Genomic DNA, 16,799 nt, shown 5'->3' with positions numbered 1-16,799 from the left:
AATTGATTTTTTCGATGAGTGTGATGCTGAAACGAGTTCCGCATAACGTATCATCAATAGTTCCTAAACAGCATTACCTGTTCTAGGTTCAATGGGTATGATCTCAGCCAAACAGATTAATGATTTTAGATTTTAGATTTTAGATTCTGGAACTTTTAATTCATCAATCTTCAATCTCAAATCGTCATTCGTCAATCAATCGAGCACCCCTTTTTTGAGAACGCTGCAAATATAGAAACAAAAAACATTCGAGAAAGACTTCTCGATACAATTTTTTCGTTCCTCAAAAATCACTCGAAATGACGGAAAGCTAATCAATTTTGGGTGGTTTCCTATTGGCCTTTTTCTCAGCATTAATACGCTTATTTTTTAACCGTCTCTTTTTTGCTCTTCTGGGAATTCTAGTTGGAATTCGTTTTTTCTCAACTTTTAATCCTTCCGTGATTAATTCTAAAAAGCGCTTAGTGACCAAAGCTTTATTTCTAAATTGACTTCGGCTTTCGTCTGAGGCTAAAATTAATGTTCCATCATTGGTCAATCTAGAGCTAAAAAACTCGGTGAGTTTTTGTTTTTCGTTATCAGTTAATCCTTGGGAATTTTGAATATTGAAATATAGCTCGGCTTTTGAGGATACTTTATTTACATGTTGGCCTCCACTTCCCGAACTTCGGACGTATTTATAACTAACCTCTGATTTTAATAAGTCTGCGTCCACTATGCTTTAATTTGATGTGGCGCTTTTAATAAATCATTTACCGTTTTGACAGGGTTAAAGGTGATGATAGGCACCTCAACGAAAATGGTATTCCAATATGCCATACTTCCATTCCACAGCCCAGGTAGTTCCAGTGCTTTTAATTCTTTTCCTGCTTTTGTCTTTGATGTGATGAATGCTGCATCGTGATTAACATAATTTTCTAAATCGAAAGGTTTACCTTGGTGGTTTTTGACCCCACATACTAAATCCACAGGATTAAAGTGCGTTGCGTTTTGAAGAATATTTTTCTGTTGTTTGTTGTCTAAATCGATTTGCGCAGATTCTACTATTTGAAGCGACTCATTACCCTTTTTATCCTTGATCCAAAATGGTCCACCTCCAGGTTCTCCTTCATTTTTTACCATACCGCAAACGCGTATTGGACGATTAAGTTTTTCTTTTAAATATTCAATTTTATTTTGGTCTGAATATTTTTCAAATTCATCAGAAGTCCTAACATTCAATTTTTTTGATATAAAATTGACCATTTCGTGTATGTCATTTTCAGAAATCGAATTGGACTCGAGTTGTCGTAAATATTGAAACGATTTTTCTTGTAATTTCAACAAAATTCCTGCTAATACTTTTTTGTATTTGGCAACCTCATCTTTGTATTTATAAACAACAACATTATCAATATTTTTAACGAAAATCACGTCTGCATTAAGCGCATTTAAATTGGTGATTAACGCACCATGACCCGAAGGACGAAACAATATAGAACCATCGTCATTTCTAAATGGTTCGTCATTTGGTGTTACTGCAATAGTATCTGTAGATGACTGCTGGTATGAGAAAGAAATATTGAAATCAACTCCTGTTTTTTCTTCCACAGTATTTTGGATGGCCTTAAATTCATTTTTAAATTTCTCTTCGTGCTGCTCAGATATTGTGAAATGTAAATGTGCTTGCTTGTCCTTGCCTGCATACAATGCTGTCTCGTACAAATGCTCTTCAAACGCTGTCGAAATATTATTTTTGTATCTATGAAATGGGAGCAAACCTTTTGGCCAATTTCCAAAGTTCAGCATATCTGCATCAAGCATCGTCTTTACAAAATGATAGACTTTTTCACTGTCGTTTAGGTTTTCAAAATCAACTCCATTTAAATCTAATTGTGCCAATACTTTATTGTAAAACGGAAACTTTTCCATGCCCACGACAAAGACCGACATATTTTTTAAATCATTTTTGTTGATGTACGCATTTATGGATTGATCTTCAGGATTATAATCTTCTAAAAATTGAAATAAAAATTTAAACATTCGTGTAGCAGCACCCGATGCAGGAACAAATTTTAGCAATGAAAGCTCACTCTTTCTCTCTTCAAAAAGTTCGATGGAATTGTCGATCAACTCATCATTGAGTTTTATAATGCCATTACCAACTGTAGCGGCTTCGACAATTTGAGTGAAGGGGATTCCTTTTTTAAAAGTTTCAACTTGAGATTTGACCTTTTCTGCCGACAATCCTTTGTTTTCAATTTGATTTAGGTCTTTTTGAGTAAAATTCATTGCTGCTCTTTTATTAATTTATCAATTCTGCCAATAGCAATTTTTAGACGTTCCTTTTTGTTTCCTTTTAAAATAACGTAAGGCTTTTTATGCATTATCAATGCCTGCTCAAAAGCTTCAAACATTTGTTTTCTTTCTGTTGGTTTATCTCTTAAATCATCAGGCTCCCAAGGTGTATCAATATATGTTAAAAAATATAGATCATATTTGTTTTCTAAAGCATACTTTTCAATTTTTGGATTGCAAGTCCCTGAAAAATACACCTCGCTATACACTTTGGTTTCCAATAAATCGGTATCACAAATTAAAACAGAATCTACCCTTTGGGCGAACTCATTCTCCATTTTCATTTGCCCTATCGCAATCGGAAGCAAATCTTTGGGCTCACAGATTTTTTTTTCTCTATCCCATTTTTTCTGAAGATATTCTCGTGCAAATTCCGGTACCCAAAGTGTGTTGTAATGCTCAGCCAACTGACGGGAAATTGTTGTTTTTCCCGTAGATTCTGGACCGAACACAACTACTTTTATGCAGTTACTGGGTTGTTGTTTAAGTGCTTTTTCCATGCGAGATAACCAAAAATTGCGATAATTGTGAATCCTAAATATTGAAAACTTGTAAACGTAAAACCTTTGTAAAAATATAAAGGTACAGATATGATGTCTCCGATAATCCAGAGAATCCAATTTTCAATTTTACGTCTTGCCATAAGCCACATGCCTACAAAGAAAATGGCCGTTGTAAAAGTATCAACGTAAGCCACCCAACTTGTCCATTTGTCGAAAGTTTGATAAACGATGTAAACAAAAGCCAAAGTTGCGATGAATATTAGAATGCTAATTTTCTTTTCTTTGGTCGTTGTTCTTGAAATAGGTGTCACCTGAAAGGCATCGACTTTTCTTGTCCAAACCAACCAACCGTAAACGCTCATTATAAAATAATAAGCGTTAATCATCATATCACCGAGTAACTCCCATTTTAATAAAAGGTAAACGAAAATTACAGTACTTATCATCCCAGTTGGAAAGACCAGAACATTATTCTGCTTTGAAAACCAAACGGATAGAAAACCGAAAACAACGGCAGTTATCTCTAAACTAACGTCTAAAGTACTGTATTCTGAATACTGTCCGAATAAGAAATCAAAAATTTGGCTCATAGTCACTACGATCTGATTTTACAATTTTCATTTGTAATACAGCAATATCAATTTCTGAAAATGAGCGTTTGATTTCTTGGGTTAAAAATGGCATAAGTTGGTCAAAATCGCCATAAATCTGTGTACTTAACGGATTTTCCAAAACCTTAAACTCTGAATCTCTAAGTCTTTTTATAAAGTCGATGATGTGTAATTCATAATCGTCTTTTAGAGGTGTAAGTGTTAGTTCTATTGATGTTTTCATCTTAGTTGCCGCGAAAGCGGTAATCTTTTAAATTATACTTTAGTTTTTGAATCATGAGATGCTGAAACAAGTTCAGCATGACGAGTTACGACAGTAATTCGTCAAAAAATCCTTCATCCTGCTCGAAAGCCGTTCCAATAACGACCGTATCTGCTCCTGCTTTGTAAGCCGACTCCATTTCTTTCTTTGTTCTTATACCGCCTCCAACAATCAGCGGAATTTTTAATTCTTGTTTCACTTTTGAAATAATTTCCGGTTCTATCGCATGTGTTGCTCCACTGCCAGCTTCGAGATAAATGAGTTTCATTCCCAACAACTCTCCTGCTTTGGCCGTATCAACAATTTTTTGAACAGCATTTCTTTGCATTGGTTGAGTTTTACTAATACGTTGTACTGAAGTTTCCTTTCCATTTTCAATTAAAATATAACCTGTTGGTATTAGTTCTAAATTGGTCTGTTTTAATCTTGAAACCGCTTCTACATGCTTTCCGATTAAATAGTCGGGATTTCGACCTGAAATCAGTGATAAAAACAAAATACCATCGGCTTTTTCGGTAATCTGAATAACATCACCTGGAAATAAGATAATAGGAAGTTTCGTATGTTTTTTAATTTCAATAACTAGATTTTCAGTCAGATGTTCTTCAACTTCACTTCCACCTACAAAAATATGTGTGGCTATAGATTGATTGACTTTTGAAATGAAGTTTGAAACGTTTTCAACCTTCATATTATCTGGATCGATTAATACCGCCAAGTTTTTCTCTCCTTTAGCTGAAGCCAAAACGATATTTTTATAGAGACCTTGCATTATGGAATTACGTAAGCACAAGTGAAACCTTCAAATTCCAAATAGGCTGTGTTGTATCTATATTTTCTATCATTATAATCAATCCAAGCAACGGTTTCTTCATCCTTAAGCATAAAAGGAATCACTAAAAAATGCTCCTTAAATAACATCCCAGGAGTTGCAAATAGCTTGTAGAGCGATTCTTTGACACACCAAATTACAGTCAGTTTTCTTACGTAATCTTCAGATCTAGTATTCAGATAATCGAATTCGTAATCAACAAACTTCTTGGCGATAATGCCAATTTTTTGGCGCTGCTTTTCGATATCTATACCTACTTCAGCATTACTAATAATGACACCTGAAAAATTGAAAGAATGCGTTATCGAAATATGCTTGCCATCTTTTAGATGTGGTTTTCCATTTTCGTCATAAAATAAATCTTGATCAGTGTAACCAAACTCACGAAGCAAATGTCGCACGCTTAAAAAACCGCATTGATGCAATTCACTTTTCATGCCATTGACGCGTTCTAAACTTTCGGGTTTTAAATCCAATGGTTGAAATAAGTCGCCGAAAGATTCATCAATCTTCCAGATTTTAACAGTAGTTTGTGAGTTTACGCTAATGGATTTGTACAGTGGCATTTAATATTCTAAAACCTATTGATTATCTTTGCAACGCCTAAGGCGAATTTGGTATTTTTTTGATGTAGCGAATTTAGTTATTTAAGCCATAAACCCAAAGGCAACGACAATTTTAAAAAAATTAGACAAAAAGAAATATGAGCACAAAAACCATGACTTACGTACCTTTTAAAGTAAAGAACATAGAGCTTGCTGATTGGGGAAGAAAAGAAATCGAATTAGCCGAAGCAGAAATGCCAGGTTTAATGAGCCTTCGTGAAGAATACGGAAATGAGCAACCGTTAAAAGGTGCTCGAATTGCAGGTTGTCTGCACATGACAATCCAGACTGCTGTACTTATTGAAACATTACAATCTTTAGGTGCAGAAGTCACTTGGAGTTCTTGTAACATCTTTTCTACTCAAGATCAAGCTGCTGCCGCTGTTGCAGCTGCTGGAACTGCGGTATACGCATGGAAAGATATGACCGAAGAGGAATTTGATTGGTGTATTGAACAAACCTTATTTTTTGGAGAAGATAGAAAGCCACTTAACATGATTTTGGATGATGGTGGTGATTTAACCAATATGGTTTTGGATAAATATCCTGAACTGGCCGCTGGAATCAAAGGTCTTTCTGAAGAAACAACAACCGGTGTTCACAGACTTTATGAGCGTGTTAAAAATGGCACATTGCCAATGCCTGCGATTAATGTGAACGATTCCGTTACAAAATCTAAATTCGATAATAAGTACGGTTGTAAAGAATCTGCAGTAGATGCAGTACGTCGTGCAACTGATATTATGTTGGCTGGAAAGCGCGTAACTGTTTGCGGATATGGTGACGTTGGTAAGGGAACGGCTGCCTCTTTTAAAGGTGCAGGCAGTATAGTTACCGTTACTGAAATCGACCCAATTTGTGCTTTACAAGCGGCAATGGACGGATTTGAGGTGAAAAAACTAGAAACCGTTGTTGGCAATTCTGATATCGTTATCACAACAACTGGGAATAAGGATATTGTGCGTGCTGAACATTTTGAAGCAATGAAAGACAAAACAATTGTGTGTAACATTGGTCATTTTGATAACGAAATACAGATGGCTTGGTTAAACAAAAATCACGGAAACACTAAAAATACCATTAAGCCTCAAGTAGATAAATATACAATTAACGGCAAAGATATTATCATCTTAGCAGAAGGACGTTTAGTGAACTTAGGCTGTGCGACAGGACACCCAAGTTTTGTGATGAGTAACTCGTTTACCAACCAAACTTTGGCTCAGATTGAACTTTGGAAAAACAGCGATAATTATGACAACGAAGTGTATATGCTACCAAAACATTTAGATGAAAAAGTAGCAAAATTACACTTAGAAAAAATTGGTGTTGAGCTTACTGAATTAAAAGAAGACCAAGCAAAATACATTGGTGTAGAGGTTGAAGGCCCTTATAAGCCTGAGCATTACAGATACTAATAAATTCCTGCGTAGGCAGAAATCTCAAAATCAAAAAATCCCGAACTTTAGAGTTTGGGATTTTTTTATTTAACTTAACCAAAACAAATCATCTATGCCATCAAACAAAGCCTTAACCAACTACATCAGCCAAATTGAAAGTCTAATTCCAAAATATGAATTCATTAATCCCAAAGTATCAAAATCCTCCATTGGTTGGCATTTGGACCATAGTTTAAAAGTAATAAACAGTGTTATTGCCACTTTAGAAAAATCAAACCCAGAAGAGTATCAAAATAATTTCAGCTTTTTGGGAAAGGTGTTTTTTACCGTTGGATTCTTTCCACGAGGAAGAGCCAGAGCACCAAAATACGTCTTACCACCAGAACATATTACAAAAGCCGATTTGTTAGCTCAATTGGAAACAACAAAAACTAATATTGATGTCATTAAAAAATTGGACCGAAATGCTTACTTTAAACATCCTATGTTTGGGCATATCAATACCAAAAGAGTTAATCGGTTTTTGATGCTGCATACCAATCACCATTTAAAAATTATTAGGGATATTTTGAAAAAGTGAACTATAATGAAGAAAAAATAAAAGTCCCAAGATTCAATGAGGAATCTGGTTTCTACACCACCAAAAAACGCTCAAAAATAATGAGCAAAATTCGTGGCAAGAATACCAAACCAGAACTACAATTCCGTAAAACGCTTTGGAAAAAAGGTGTTCGCTATCGTGTGGACAACAAACAACTGCCTGGCAGACCAGACGTAAGTATTAAAAAGTATAAACTTGCCATTTTTATTGATGGTGAATTCTGGCACGGGTACAATTGGAACGAACGAAAAGATAAATTAAAAAGTAATCGCGACTTTTGGATTCCAAAGATTGAGCGTAATATGCAGCGTGACCGCGAAGTGAATCGGCAGCTAAAAGAATTAGACTTTACGGTTTTTAGATTTTGGACTCACGAAATAAAAGACAATCTTAAAACCTGTATTAATGATGTGATGGTGTATTTGGATTTGGCGAAAGCGAATTGAATTGTATCAAGAAGTCATTATCTTTACAAGATGCAACACCAATCCAAACTACCCCACGTAGGCACAACAATATTCACCGTAATGAGTGCGCTCGCAAAAGAGTACAATGCCATAAATTTATCTCAAGGGTTTCCAAATTACCCAAGTTCCCAAAAGCTGAATGATTTTGTTACCAAAGCCATGAACAATGGTTACAACCAATACGCACCGATGGCTGGAAATCTCGACTTACGCTTGGCGATTTCAAACAAATATCAATTACTATACGATTCAACTTACCATCCTGAAAAAGAAATCACAGTTACGGCTGGTGCTACTCAAGCAATTTATACTATTATTTCGGCCTTTATTCGAGCAAATGATGAAGTCATTATTTTTAAACCCGCTTACGATTGTTACCAGCCAGCAGTTGAAATTAATGGAGGAAAAACTATCCCAATTCAACTTTCTGCACCAGATTATAAAGTGGATTGGAACGAGGTGGCTTCAAAAATATCGCCTAAAATAAAGATGATAATCATCAATACACCACACAATCCGAGTGGAATGATTTGGTCTAAAGATGATATGCTACAACTTCAAAAATTAACCAAAAACACCAATATTATTGTTTTAAGCGATGAAGTTTACGAACACATTGTTTTTGATGGTGAAAAACACCAAAGCGTTTGCCTATTCAACGATTTAAAAGATCGCTCTTTCATAACCGCTTCTTTCGGAAAAACATTTCATAATACAGGTTGGAAAATTGGATATTGTTGTGCGCCTGAAGCATTGATGGCAGAGTTTAGAAAAGTACATCAATTCAACGTATTCTCCGTGCATCACCCATCGCAAAAAGGGATTGCAGATTATATGCAGGATTCCGAAACGTATTTAGGATTGAACCAGTTTTTTCAACAGAAACGGGATTTATTTCTCAATTTGATTTCGGAGTCTAGATTCAAATTTAATCCATCTAAGGGCACCTATTTTCAGGTGTTGGATTATTCTGAAATTACTGATGAAAACGATGTTGATTTTGCCAAACGATTGACAAAAGAGTTTGGTATTGCATCAATTCCGCTTTCAGTCTTCAACGAAAACAATAAAGATGATAAAGTGTTGCGCTTTTGTTTTGCAAAAACGCCAGAAACATTGAAGAAAGCAGCCGATATACTTAACCAAGTATAAATGTTAAACGTTTGGTAATAATAGCGATAAATTCAAGAATTTTGTGTTAATTATTAGTAAGCAAAAACACCATATGAAATTTTTAAAATTGATACCTGTTCTTTTAATTCTTGTGTTTTCATCTTGTGGCAGTAGTGAGCGTATTATCACCAATGACGGCAAAGTTTATGACGTTAAAGGAGATACCTTTATTGCTGACGGCGAAAATGTTACGGAATCTTTAAGTACCAAAGAAAAAAGAGAAATAAAAAATTTAATTACAGAAAAGCGAAAAGCTAAAGAGGAAGCATTGAAACTTCAAAAAGAATTAGAAAAAAAACGCAGTGAACTAAAAAAAGCCGAGGAGGAGGCAAAGAAGAAACAAAGAGAACTTGAGGAAAAACAAGAGGCACTAGAACGTAAAATGAAAGCAAAAGAAGATGCGCGTGAAGATTTTCTAAGAGCAAAAAAGAAATTAGAAAAAGAAAAACAACGCTTTGAAGAGCTTAAAGAAGAAGGAAAATTATCTCCAAGAGACGAAGAGAAGTGGCAAAAGAAACTTAAAGATCTTGAAAAAGAGTTAGCTGAAGCCAAACAAAGAATGGATAACCTAAACAAATAACAAGATGAAATATTTTCTAACAGTCTTAAGTTTCATTTTTGTGCTCTTTGTCAATGCACAAGAAGTTGAAAAAGATGGAAAAACCTACGAAGTCAAAAAGGAGAAAATCTATTTCAATGGTGAGGACGTTACCGCAACTTTAAGCGCACAAATGAAAACACAAATTTTCAAGGATGCCGCCTTAATTGCCGAAAAAATGGCAATTAAAGAAAAAGCCGAAAAAGAGGCCAAAAGACTAGAAAAAGCCAACAAAAAAGCTGAAAAAGCCTTAAAAAAGGCTGAAAAAGCTCGAAAAAAAGCCGAGAAGGAATTAAAAAGAGAGCAAAAACTAAAGGAGGATGTTGAGAATAAAACTAAGAAACTAAAAAAAGCACAAGCCAAATACGAAAAATTAAAAAAGAAAGGTAAGCTCTCTCCAAAAGATGAGGAAAAATGGCTTGAAGACTTAAAAGACCTCAATGAAAAACTTGATAAAGCTAAAAAGAAATTAAAAGATAATTAATTAGAGTGCCTTGTACAATGTCTGGACAAATTCTTTAATTTTTGAGGGCTCCAACCAGCGTGTAACAATCACCAAATTTTGTTTTTTATCTATAATGATAAAATTGCCACCAAAACCAGCTGCATAATAAATATCTTCAGAAACGTTTTCCCAATGTCGTGGCCCTTTTTTATTCAGCCACCACATATAACCGTAATTTACGTTTGGTTCTGACGGAATGATTGCTTTATTTATCCATTCTTTACTTATTATACTTTCGTTTTTCCATTGACCATCATTTAAAAATAGGAGTCCGAATCTTGCCATATCCTCTGTAGAAATAAAAAGACCAGCGCCAGAGTGTCCTCCACCTGTTACAGATTTCATTTTTAGACCATCAATGGTTGTCCACGCGTTATCATAGCCAAACCACCTCCAAGTTGTAGACGCTCCAATTTTGTCCATTACGTTTTCTTTGAGGACTTGCGGTAACGGCTTTCTCCAAACCTGTAAAATAGAATATGCCAGCACATTAACACGCACATCATTGTACTCCATAAATGTTCCCGGCTCTTTTAAGGTTCTGTTTTTCCAATCGTCTAAATCACCCTCTAATGGCGGACGATCTGCCCAATCCTTTCCTCCCCAAATTTCACCGGACCAGTCTGAATTTTGTTGCAATAAATGTTCCCAAGTAATTTTAGAATTATGCGCTCCAGAAAAGGTACCGTCCCAGACGTAATCTTCAACTTTATCGTTTACTGATTTAATCAAATTTTTATCTATTGCCAAACCAACAGTTGTGGACAAAAAGCTTTTGGTAACGCTAAAGGTCATATCTACACGTTTGGTATCTCCCCATTTAGAGATCAGGTAACCATCTTTTAAGACCATCCCGGCAGGTTCTCCACGCTTTTTCGTCGGTCCTAATATTTCATGAAATGGTTCGCGTTCAAAACCCTTTAATATGGCTATTCTTAAATCTCTTGACCCTGAATATTCGTTAGCTTTTGCAAAATTTACGGCTGCATTTAACTTAACGGAATCAATCTGAAATGTTGTGACAGATTTAGTCTCCCATTCTACATTTTGTTCTGGAAAATAAGTAATCTGAGCAGATATATTTTGAGTTAGTGTTATTAAAAAGAAAACGAATATAATTGATAGATGATTTTTCATAAAAAACTTGAATTAACGCTTTTAAAGTACATATTAAATTTCAAATACATTTAAAAAATTGTAATTTTAGTCTATGCAACAACAACTTAAAGTCTGTTTGATTCAAACTGATTTGGAATGGGAAAATCCAGCCCAGAACAGATTGAATCTAGAAAAGAAAATCCATACCATATCTGGTGATTTCGATTTAATTATTTTACCAGAAATGTTCACTTCTGGCTTTACCATGAATGCTTCTGCTGTTGCAGAAACCATGGACGGAAACACTATTGCTTGGTTAAAAACAATGGCCAAGCTTCATGATATAGCAATTATCGGAAGTTTGGTTATTTCAGAAAATAAAAACTACTATAATCGCCTGATTTGTGTCGAGCCTAATGGAACAATTCTACAATATGATAAAAAACACACCTTTACCTTAGCTGGCGAGCATAAAGTCTATACTGCTGGTTCTGAAAAAATTATTTTCGATTATAAAGGTTGGAAAATCTGTCCATTGGTTTGTTATGACCTGAGATTCCCAGTTTGGGCAAGAAATACTGAAGATTACGATGTTTTAATCTATGTTGCCAATTGGCCAAAAGTGCGAATTGCTGCTTGGGACACTTTGCTTAAAGCTCGAGCGATAGAAAATATGGCCTATTGCATTGGAGTGAACCGTGTAGGGTTTGATGGTAATAACCATGAATATGTTGGACATTCTGCCGTTTACGATGTTCTTGGAAATAAAATAGACGGTATTTCTAACGAAGAGGAAACGATTGACATTGTAAATTTGGACAAAGAACATATCCAGGCCTTTAGAGAAAAATTGAACTTCTTGAACGACCGTGACGACTTTACTCTAAAAGGGTGAAATCTATAATTTGATCAAAGTTTGAACGTACCTCGTCAATAGGTGGTGAGTAGCTAACGCGCTCTGGTTTTTTACCTAACAAATAATTACCTGTATCGTATTTTCTATTTTCGTTTGTATCGAAAATGGCACGTAAACTGTATGTTCCTGCCACAATATTGTTAAAATCTACAACAGGATTTTCCGTGACATAACGTTCATAAACCACTACTCCTTTGTCGTTTACCAATTGAACAATTAAAGGAAATTTGGCATTTCTAAGCTTTACTCTTACATTACCATATTCAGATTTCTGTTTAGTTCTAACGGTGTAATTGAGCGTATCTTTATTGGTGCCCTCGTAAAAATCCGTAAATGTATTCGGGAGCATCCGAAAGAAATATTTTTGACCTTCCTCTTTTTCAATAGGGAATGAATAACGGTTGTATGTAGAATCATATTCAACCTTAAAAGGTATTTCCATAGAATCCCTGTCTATGAGTTTAATTTTGGATTTATCAATGTCTACAAAAGGGACACTCCCTTCAAGGGTAAATTCATCTTCAAAGTTTAATGTGCCAGAAGATACTGCTCTAATCGTCAACGTATCTGCCTCAAGATTTCTGAATCTATGGGTAAATGTGTCTACCGATGTTTCATTGGATACAATAAATTGGGTACTATCTAATTCAAATTCTGGTTTGTACCAATAATAAAGTGTGTCCCTCAATTCATCTTTTACGATCCTTGTTTGGTAATTTTCGGGTGTTTCTCCCAAAACCTGAATGCGCATAGATTCGTAATCACCTTCGTATGGAAAAATGATTTTATTTTTACTTTCTTGTTTTGGCTTTACGGCTTTAAAATTAGTCTGCTCTTTAAACAAGTTAAGCTGATAGTTAGAATCTGTTGGCACGGTTACAAAACCGTCGCGAAATGCGATTTTGTCGTCTCTTTGGTCAAAAAGATAATTACCATTTTCATCTTTAAGAGCCACCAATTTGTAAGTTCCAGCTTTAATATTGTCGATACTAAAATTAGTTACACTATCGAGCGTATTAGTAATATATCTTGGTTTTTCTTTATAAATAATTGAATCTGAATACGTAGAGTCGACCTCATATAACATTACTGATATAAAAGGGTCTGGTTCGTTTTTTAAAGCATCAGTAATATATCCTTTCACAGAGAGTGAATCGATTGTGTTTCCCGTAGAAAACACATATCTGTAATACGGATATGGATTTTCTTCATTATTATCGACAATACTTTGTCCAAAATTAAAGGCATAAGTGGTATTAGCTTCTAGCGTATCATTTATTTTAATTGATATGTATTTGCTCGCTCCTCCCAAAGGATAAATATCTGGTTTCGGATCCATTGGTGGCGATATAATAAGTTGCTTTTGTACATTTTTTATTTTGATGTACTCATTAAAATATATACGTATTTCATCTGCCTTAAAATTGGTCGAAAAATTTTCTGGCACGGAGCGTACAATCACTGGCGGCTCCGTATCTTCTTCTCCTCCACTTGGAGAACCACGATTGGCACAATTAAGCAGAGCAAAAGCTAGGCAAAGAACTGTCAGAATTCGTATATGATAAAAACGCATTTTTAGTTTAAAATTATAGCACAAAGAAACGATATAATTTATTACAAACGAAGAAATCAATCTGCAATTGCCATAGTAGCAAGACTTATTTTCAGACCATGGATTTTGTTCAAAACTGAGGTGCAAGCTTCAACCGTTGCACCTGTAGTAATAATATCATCTACTAATAAAATATGTTTCCCTTTTAAGGATTGGTTCTCAGAAATTTCAAAAATGGCTTCTTCATCATTAAAACGTAACAATCGTTCTTTGAATACTTGTGTTTTAGTGGACTTTAGTTTTACCAAAACCGTATCATTAAATTCAGCATGTAACGCTTTGGCAATTTCCCTTCCAAATTTATCTACTTGATTATACCCTCTTTTTCGAAGTTTCTTTTTATAAAGGGGTACTGGGACAACCACATCAATATTCTTATAGGCATCAAGTGTTTTTAATTCACCACCAAGCCACGTCCCAAAAAATTTACCAATTTCCTCATGACCTCTGTATTTGAGATTATGCATCAATTCCTGTACAATTCCTTTTTTGGAAAAGTGTAAAAGAGCCGTTGCATTTTCCAATTTTGCCCTACCATAAACCACTTTTTTTACCGATTCAGAATTTTCAAAATGAAAATTAGTGACAGGTAAGTGATGACGACAAGAAGTGCATAAAACCAGTTCATTGTCTGCCAACATATTATAGCAGGCTTCACAAACCTTTGGGAAAAACAAGTTCAACAAATTTTTTACCACTTAATCGAATAAAATAAATTTTGAACTCAATATACTTTAATTTCGCTGGAACTAAGAAAATTAATAATGATAGTTAACCCTCAATTATTTAACTATAGATTAATTATAAGTTCTTTATTGGTCGTTTTAACAGCTCTAGGTGTATTTAGTTTTACTAATTACAAATCCATTAAATCCTACGAAGAATTCCTAGTGCAAGAAAAGCATTTGATAGAAACCGAACTTTCTGAAATGCTAGCCAGCTATGACGATTTAAGCCAAGATTACGATCTAATGTCTGCCCAGCTCCAAGAGGCAAAACTAGAAACCAAAATCGCTTTGGATTCTCTGCGATTATTGAAAAGTGACGTTTCGATCATAGCAAAGTTTAGAGATCAACTTATAATTTTAAAATCAAAGAGCAAAGTACTACTCAGTGCTATTGACTCACTGAACTCTGCTAATAGCTCATTAAATTCAGCAAACAAAGTTTTGCTTAAGGAAAGAAGGTATGCTTATAATACTATTGAGCGTAAAACGGAAGCGATTACAGATTTAGAAGAGAAAAATGATAGTCTCAATAAAACTATTGATAAAGCCGCAATATTAAAAGCTAGCACTATCAATGCAGAAGCTTTTAAAATTAGTAATGGAAAAAAGCGTTCTACAACACGTGCTAGACGCGCCAATGCTATGGACATTTGCATCACTCTTGTGGAAAATCCATTGACAGAAAAAGGTAAAAAAGAAATTTATATTCAGATTGTGAGTCCAGAAGGAAATATTATTGCAGATAAAGGCGAAATTTTCTTTGGTGACAACTCACTTATTTACAGTCAAAAAGAAGTGGTTAATTTTAACAATGTCAATTTAGACATTTGCACTACAATCACAGCGCCTGAGAACGACAAACCATTGCCAAAAGGGTATTATTTTGTTAATGTTTTTCATAAAGATATGAAGTTGGGAAGCACAAGTATTGAGTTAAAATAATTCTTATCATATAATTTTACAAAAACCGCTCTATTAGTTAGAGCGGTTTTTTATTTTTGCAGCATGGCAAACGACGATCAATTTAAAAAAGTAATCTCTCATGCAAAGGAGTATGGTTACGTCTTCCAAAGTAGTGAAATCTATGATGGATTGAGCGCAGTATATGACTATGCCCAAAACGGCGCAGAGCTCAAAAAAAATATCCGTGACTATTGGTGGAAAGCCATGGTACAGATGCACGACAACATTGTTGGTATTGATGCTGCAATTTTTATGCATCCAACCACTTGGAAAGCCTCTGGCCACGTCGATGCTTTTAACGATCCTTTGATTGACAATAAAGATTCTAAAAAGCGTTATAGAGCCGATGTCTTGGTAGAAGATTATTGCGCCAAGATTGAAAGTAAAATTGATAAGGAAATTACAAAAGCCGAAAAGCGATTTGGCGATGCTTTTAATAAAGAGGAATTTGTAACAACTAATCATCGAGTTGTTCGCTATCAAGAAAAAATAAATACCATTTTGAAGCGTTTGGGCAAATCTTTGGAAAACGAAGATTTAAAAGACGTAAAAGCTTTGATTGAAGAATTGGAAATTGCAGATCCAATGACAGGAAGCCGAAATTGGACGGACGTAAAGCAATTCAACCTCATGTTCGGCACTAAACTAGGTGCTTCGGCAGATTCGGCAATGGATTTATATTTGAGACCAGAAACTGCGCAAGGTATTTTCGTCAACTTTTTAAATGTTCAAAAAACTGGTCGTATGAAGATTCCATTTGGAATTGCACAAACCGGAAAAGCCTTTAGAAATGAAATTGTGGCGAGACAATTTATCTTTAGAATGCGGGAATTTGAGCAAATGGAAATGCAGTTTTTTATAAAGCCAGGTACTCAGAAAGAATGGTTTGATTATTGGAAAGAAACTCGATTAAAGTGGCACAAATCACTAGGTTTAGGCGAAGATAATTACCGTTTTCACGATCACGAAAAATTGGCTCACTATGCTGATGCAGCAACCGATATAGAATTTAAGTTTCCATTTGGGTTTAAAGAATTGGAAGGGATTCATTCTCGTACTGATTTCGATTTGAAACAGCATGAAGAATTTTCAGGTAAAAAACTTCAATATTTTGATCATGAAGAAAATGCCAGTTATACACCTTATGTTTTAGAAACTTCAATCGGGTTGGATCGTATGTTCCTAGCTGTATTTTCGAACGCTTTAGAAGAAGAAGAATTAGAAAATAATACCACAAGAACGGTTTTAAGATTACCTGCAGTTTTAGCACCAATTAAGGCAGCGGTTTTGCCATTGGTAAAAAAGGATGGTTTACCAGAGGTCGCTCAAAAAATCGTGCAAGATCTAAAATGGGACTTTAATGTAGATTATGACGAAAAAGACGCTGTAGGAAGACGCTACAGAAGACAAGATGCCAATGGTACACCATTTTGTATTACAGTTGATCACGATACTTTAGAAGATGGCACCGTTACTATTCGCCACAGAGACTCAATGGAACAGAGCCGTGTAAAAATTGAAAATTTAAGAGACATCATTAAAAATGAAGTGGATGTTAAGGAGTGGTTGATGCGAATGAACTAAAAAAAGT

The 16,799-nt window shown here is 34.9% G+C and carries 19 protein-coding genes; 9 read left to right on the top strand and 10 right to left on the bottom strand.

Annotated elements, in window-relative coordinates; genetic code table 11:
• Positions 1-310 precede the first annotated feature (310 nt).
• The 7 genes from arfB to HM983_RS00560 all read right to left on the bottom strand — a co-directional run bounded on the left by arfB (position 311) and on the right by HM983_RS00560 (position 5,111).
• Entirely contained in the window at positions 311-715 is a 405-nt protein-coding gene (gene arfB / locus HM983_RS00590; protein WP_179343295.1) for an alternative ribosome rescue aminoacyl-tRNA hydrolase ArfB, read from the bottom strand.
• Positions 715-2,271: a DUF4301 family protein gene (locus tag HM983_RS00585; RefSeq protein ID WP_179343294.1), complete on the bottom strand. Its 1,557-nt coding sequence runs from the start codon at positions 2,269-2,271 to the stop codon at positions 715-717. The genes arfB and HM983_RS00585 overlap by 1 nt, the downstream gene beginning before the upstream one ends.
• Entirely contained in the window at positions 2,268-2,837 is a 570-nt protein-coding gene (locus HM983_RS00580; RefSeq protein WP_179343293.1) for an AAA family ATPase, read from the bottom strand. Before HM983_RS00580 ends, HM983_RS00585 begins: the two co-directional genes overlap by 4 nt.
• On the bottom strand, positions 2,798-3,430 hold the full coding sequence (gene pnuC / locus HM983_RS00575) for a nicotinamide riboside transporter PnuC (RefSeq protein WP_179343292.1): 633 nt from the start codon (positions 3,428-3,430) through the stop codon (positions 2,798-2,800). Before pnuC ends, HM983_RS00580 begins: the two co-directional genes overlap by 40 nt.
• On the bottom strand, positions 3,414-3,674 hold the full coding sequence (locus HM983_RS00570; protein WP_179343291.1) for a hypothetical protein: 261 nt from the start codon (positions 3,672-3,674) through the stop codon (positions 3,414-3,416). The genes pnuC and HM983_RS00570 overlap by 17 nt, the downstream gene beginning before the upstream one ends.
• A gap of 85 nt (positions 3,675-3,759) precedes the next feature.
• Positions 3,760-4,485 (bottom strand): geranylgeranylglyceryl/heptaprenylglyceryl phosphate synthase, encoded by a 726-nt coding sequence (locus HM983_RS00565; RefSeq protein ID WP_179343290.1) that lies wholly within the window; start codon positions 4,483-4,485, stop codon positions 3,760-3,762.
• Positions 4,485-5,111: a 4'-phosphopantetheinyl transferase family protein gene (locus HM983_RS00560; RefSeq protein WP_179343289.1), complete on the bottom strand. Its 627-nt coding sequence runs from the start codon at positions 5,109-5,111 to the stop codon at positions 4,485-4,487. Before HM983_RS00560 ends, HM983_RS00565 begins: the two co-directional genes overlap by 1 nt.
• Positions 5,112-5,248: 137 nt before the next feature.
• Here HM983_RS00560 and ahcY point away from each other — a divergent pair, with 137 nt between their 5' ends.
• The 6 genes from ahcY to HM983_RS00530 all read left to right on the top strand — a co-directional run bounded on the left by ahcY (position 5,249) and on the right by HM983_RS00530 (position 9,870).
• Complete coding sequence (gene ahcY, locus HM983_RS00555; protein ID WP_179343288.1) at positions 5,249-6,565, top strand: adenosylhomocysteinase; 1,317 nt, start codon at positions 5,249-5,251, stop codon at positions 6,563-6,565.
• A gap of 94 nt (positions 6,566-6,659) precedes the next feature.
• Positions 6,660-7,127 carry a DUF1569 domain-containing protein gene (locus HM983_RS00550; RefSeq protein ID WP_179343287.1) on the top strand — a complete coding sequence of 156 codons (468 nt, stop codon included), beginning with the start codon at positions 6,660-6,662 and terminating at the stop codon, positions 7,125-7,127.
• Positions 7,124-7,594, top strand: coding sequence for a very short patch repair endonuclease (locus tag HM983_RS00545; protein WP_317166932.1), 471 nt, complete (start codon positions 7,124-7,126; stop codon positions 7,592-7,594). Before HM983_RS00550 ends, HM983_RS00545 begins: the two co-directional genes overlap by 4 nt.
• A 30-nt stretch (positions 7,595-7,624) precedes the next feature.
• Complete coding sequence (locus HM983_RS00540) at positions 7,625-8,767, top strand: methionine aminotransferase (RefSeq protein WP_179343286.1); 1,143 nt, start codon at positions 7,625-7,627, stop codon at positions 8,765-8,767.
• Positions 8,768-8,840: 73 nt separating this feature from the next.
• Positions 8,841-9,368: a hypothetical protein gene (locus HM983_RS00535; RefSeq protein ID WP_179343285.1), complete on the top strand. Its 528-nt coding sequence runs from the start codon at positions 8,841-8,843 to the stop codon at positions 9,366-9,368.
• 4 nt (positions 9,369-9,372) lie between these two features.
• Positions 9,373-9,870: a hypothetical protein gene (locus tag HM983_RS00530; RefSeq protein WP_179343284.1), complete on the top strand. Its 498-nt coding sequence runs from the start codon at positions 9,373-9,375 to the stop codon at positions 9,868-9,870.
• On the opposite strand, the gene HM983_RS00525 is transcribed toward HM983_RS00530, so the two are convergent.
• A complete protein-coding gene (locus HM983_RS00525) occupies positions 9,871-11,028 on the bottom strand; it encodes a serine hydrolase domain-containing protein (RefSeq protein WP_179343283.1) in 1,158 nt (385 codons plus the stop codon). It abuts the gene before it with no gap.
• Between the two features lie 73 nt (positions 11,029-11,101).
• Here HM983_RS00525 and HM983_RS00520 point away from each other — a divergent pair, with 73 nt between their 5' ends.
• On the top strand, positions 11,102-11,884 hold the full coding sequence (locus tag HM983_RS00520) for an amidohydrolase (RefSeq protein ID WP_179343282.1): 783 nt from the start codon (positions 11,102-11,104) through the stop codon (positions 11,882-11,884).
• Here the strand turns inward: HM983_RS00520 and HM983_RS00515 are convergent.
• Together HM983_RS00515 and HM983_RS00510 are read right to left on the bottom strand one after the other, a co-directional pair.
• Complete coding sequence (locus HM983_RS00515) at positions 11,868-13,478, bottom strand: Ig-like domain-containing protein (RefSeq protein WP_179343281.1); 1,611 nt, start codon at positions 13,476-13,478, stop codon at positions 11,868-11,870. The genes HM983_RS00520 and HM983_RS00515 overlap by 17 nt on opposite strands.
• A gap of 56 nt (positions 13,479-13,534) precedes the next feature.
• The gene (locus tag HM983_RS00510; protein ID WP_246277434.1) at positions 13,535-14,194 is read right to left on the bottom strand and encodes a ComF family protein; all 660 of its coding nucleotides are present in this window, start codon (positions 14,192-14,194) and stop codon (positions 13,535-13,537) included.
• Positions 14,195-14,281: 87 nt separating this feature from the next.
• On the opposite strand from HM983_RS00510, the gene HM983_RS00505 reads away from it, so the two are divergent.
• Positions 14,282-15,187, top strand: coding sequence for a hypothetical protein (locus HM983_RS00505; RefSeq protein ID WP_179343279.1), 906 nt, complete (start codon positions 14,282-14,284; stop codon positions 15,185-15,187).
• 63 nt (positions 15,188-15,250) lie between these two features.
• Positions 15,251-16,792 carry a glycine--tRNA ligase gene (locus HM983_RS00500; protein ID WP_179343278.1) on the top strand — a complete coding sequence of 514 codons (1,542 nt, stop codon included), beginning with the start codon at positions 15,251-15,253 and terminating at the stop codon, positions 16,790-16,792.
• The last annotated feature ends 7 nt before the right edge of the window (positions 16,793-16,799 follow it).

Origin of the sequence: Winogradskyella ursingii (assembly GCF_013403975.1) — a bacterium.
GTDB classification, from domain to species: Bacteria; Bacteroidota; Bacteroidia; order Flavobacteriales; family Flavobacteriaceae; genus Winogradskyella; species Winogradskyella ursingii.
Note: the sequence above shows the minus strand (reverse complement) of the source record. Positions and strands in the feature narration are given on the sequence as shown.

Bases quoted from the DNA above. Each gene is read 5' to 3' on its own strand.
- HM983_RS00585 (WP_179343294.1), bottom strand. From the start codon at position 2,271: ATGAATTTTACTCAAAAAGACCTAAATCAAATTGAAAACAAAGGATTG.
- HM983_RS00580 (WP_179343293.1), bottom strand. From the start codon at position 2,837: ATGGAAAAAGCACTTAAACAACAACCCAGTAACTGCATAAAAGTAGTT.
- pnuC (WP_179343292.1), bottom strand. From the start codon at position 3,430: ATGAGCCAAATTTTTGATTTCTTATTCGGACAGTATTCAGAATACAGT.
- HM983_RS00570 (WP_179343291.1), bottom strand. From the start codon at position 3,674: ATGAAAACATCAATAGAACTAACACTTACACCTCTAAAAGACGATTAT.
- HM983_RS00565 (WP_179343290.1), bottom strand. From the start codon at position 4,485: ATGCAAGGTCTCTATAAAAATATCGTTTTGGCTTCAGCTAAAGGAGAG.
- HM983_RS00560 (WP_179343289.1), bottom strand. From the start codon at position 5,111: ATGCCACTGTACAAATCCATTAGCGTAAACTCACAAACTACTGTTAAA.
- ahcY (WP_179343288.1), top strand. From the start codon at position 5,249: ATGAGCACAAAAACCATGACTTACGTACCTTTTAAAGTAAAGAACATA.
- HM983_RS00550 (WP_179343287.1), top strand. From the start codon at position 6,660: ATGCCATCAAACAAAGCCTTAACCAACTACATCAGCCAAATTGAAAGT.
- HM983_RS00540 (WP_179343286.1), top strand. From the start codon at position 7,625: ATGCAACACCAATCCAAACTACCCCACGTAGGCACAACAATATTCACC.
- HM983_RS00535 (WP_179343285.1), top strand. From the start codon at position 8,841: ATGAAATTTTTAAAATTGATACCTGTTCTTTTAATTCTTGTGTTTTCA.
- HM983_RS00530 (WP_179343284.1), top strand. From the start codon at position 9,373: ATGAAATATTTTCTAACAGTCTTAAGTTTCATTTTTGTGCTCTTTGTC.
- HM983_RS00525 (WP_179343283.1), bottom strand. From the start codon at position 11,028: ATGAAAAATCATCTATCAATTATATTCGTTTTCTTTTTAATAACACTA.
- HM983_RS00520 (WP_179343282.1), top strand. From the start codon at position 11,102: ATGCAACAACAACTTAAAGTCTGTTTGATTCAAACTGATTTGGAATGG.
- HM983_RS00515 (WP_179343281.1), bottom strand. From the start codon at position 13,478: ATGCGTTTTTATCATATACGAATTCTGACAGTTCTTTGCCTAGCTTTT.
- HM983_RS00505 (WP_179343279.1), top strand. From the start codon at position 14,282: ATGATAGTTAACCCTCAATTATTTAACTATAGATTAATTATAAGTTCT.
- HM983_RS00500 (WP_179343278.1), top strand. From the start codon at position 15,251: ATGGCAAACGACGATCAATTTAAAAAAGTAATCTCTCATGCAAAGGAG.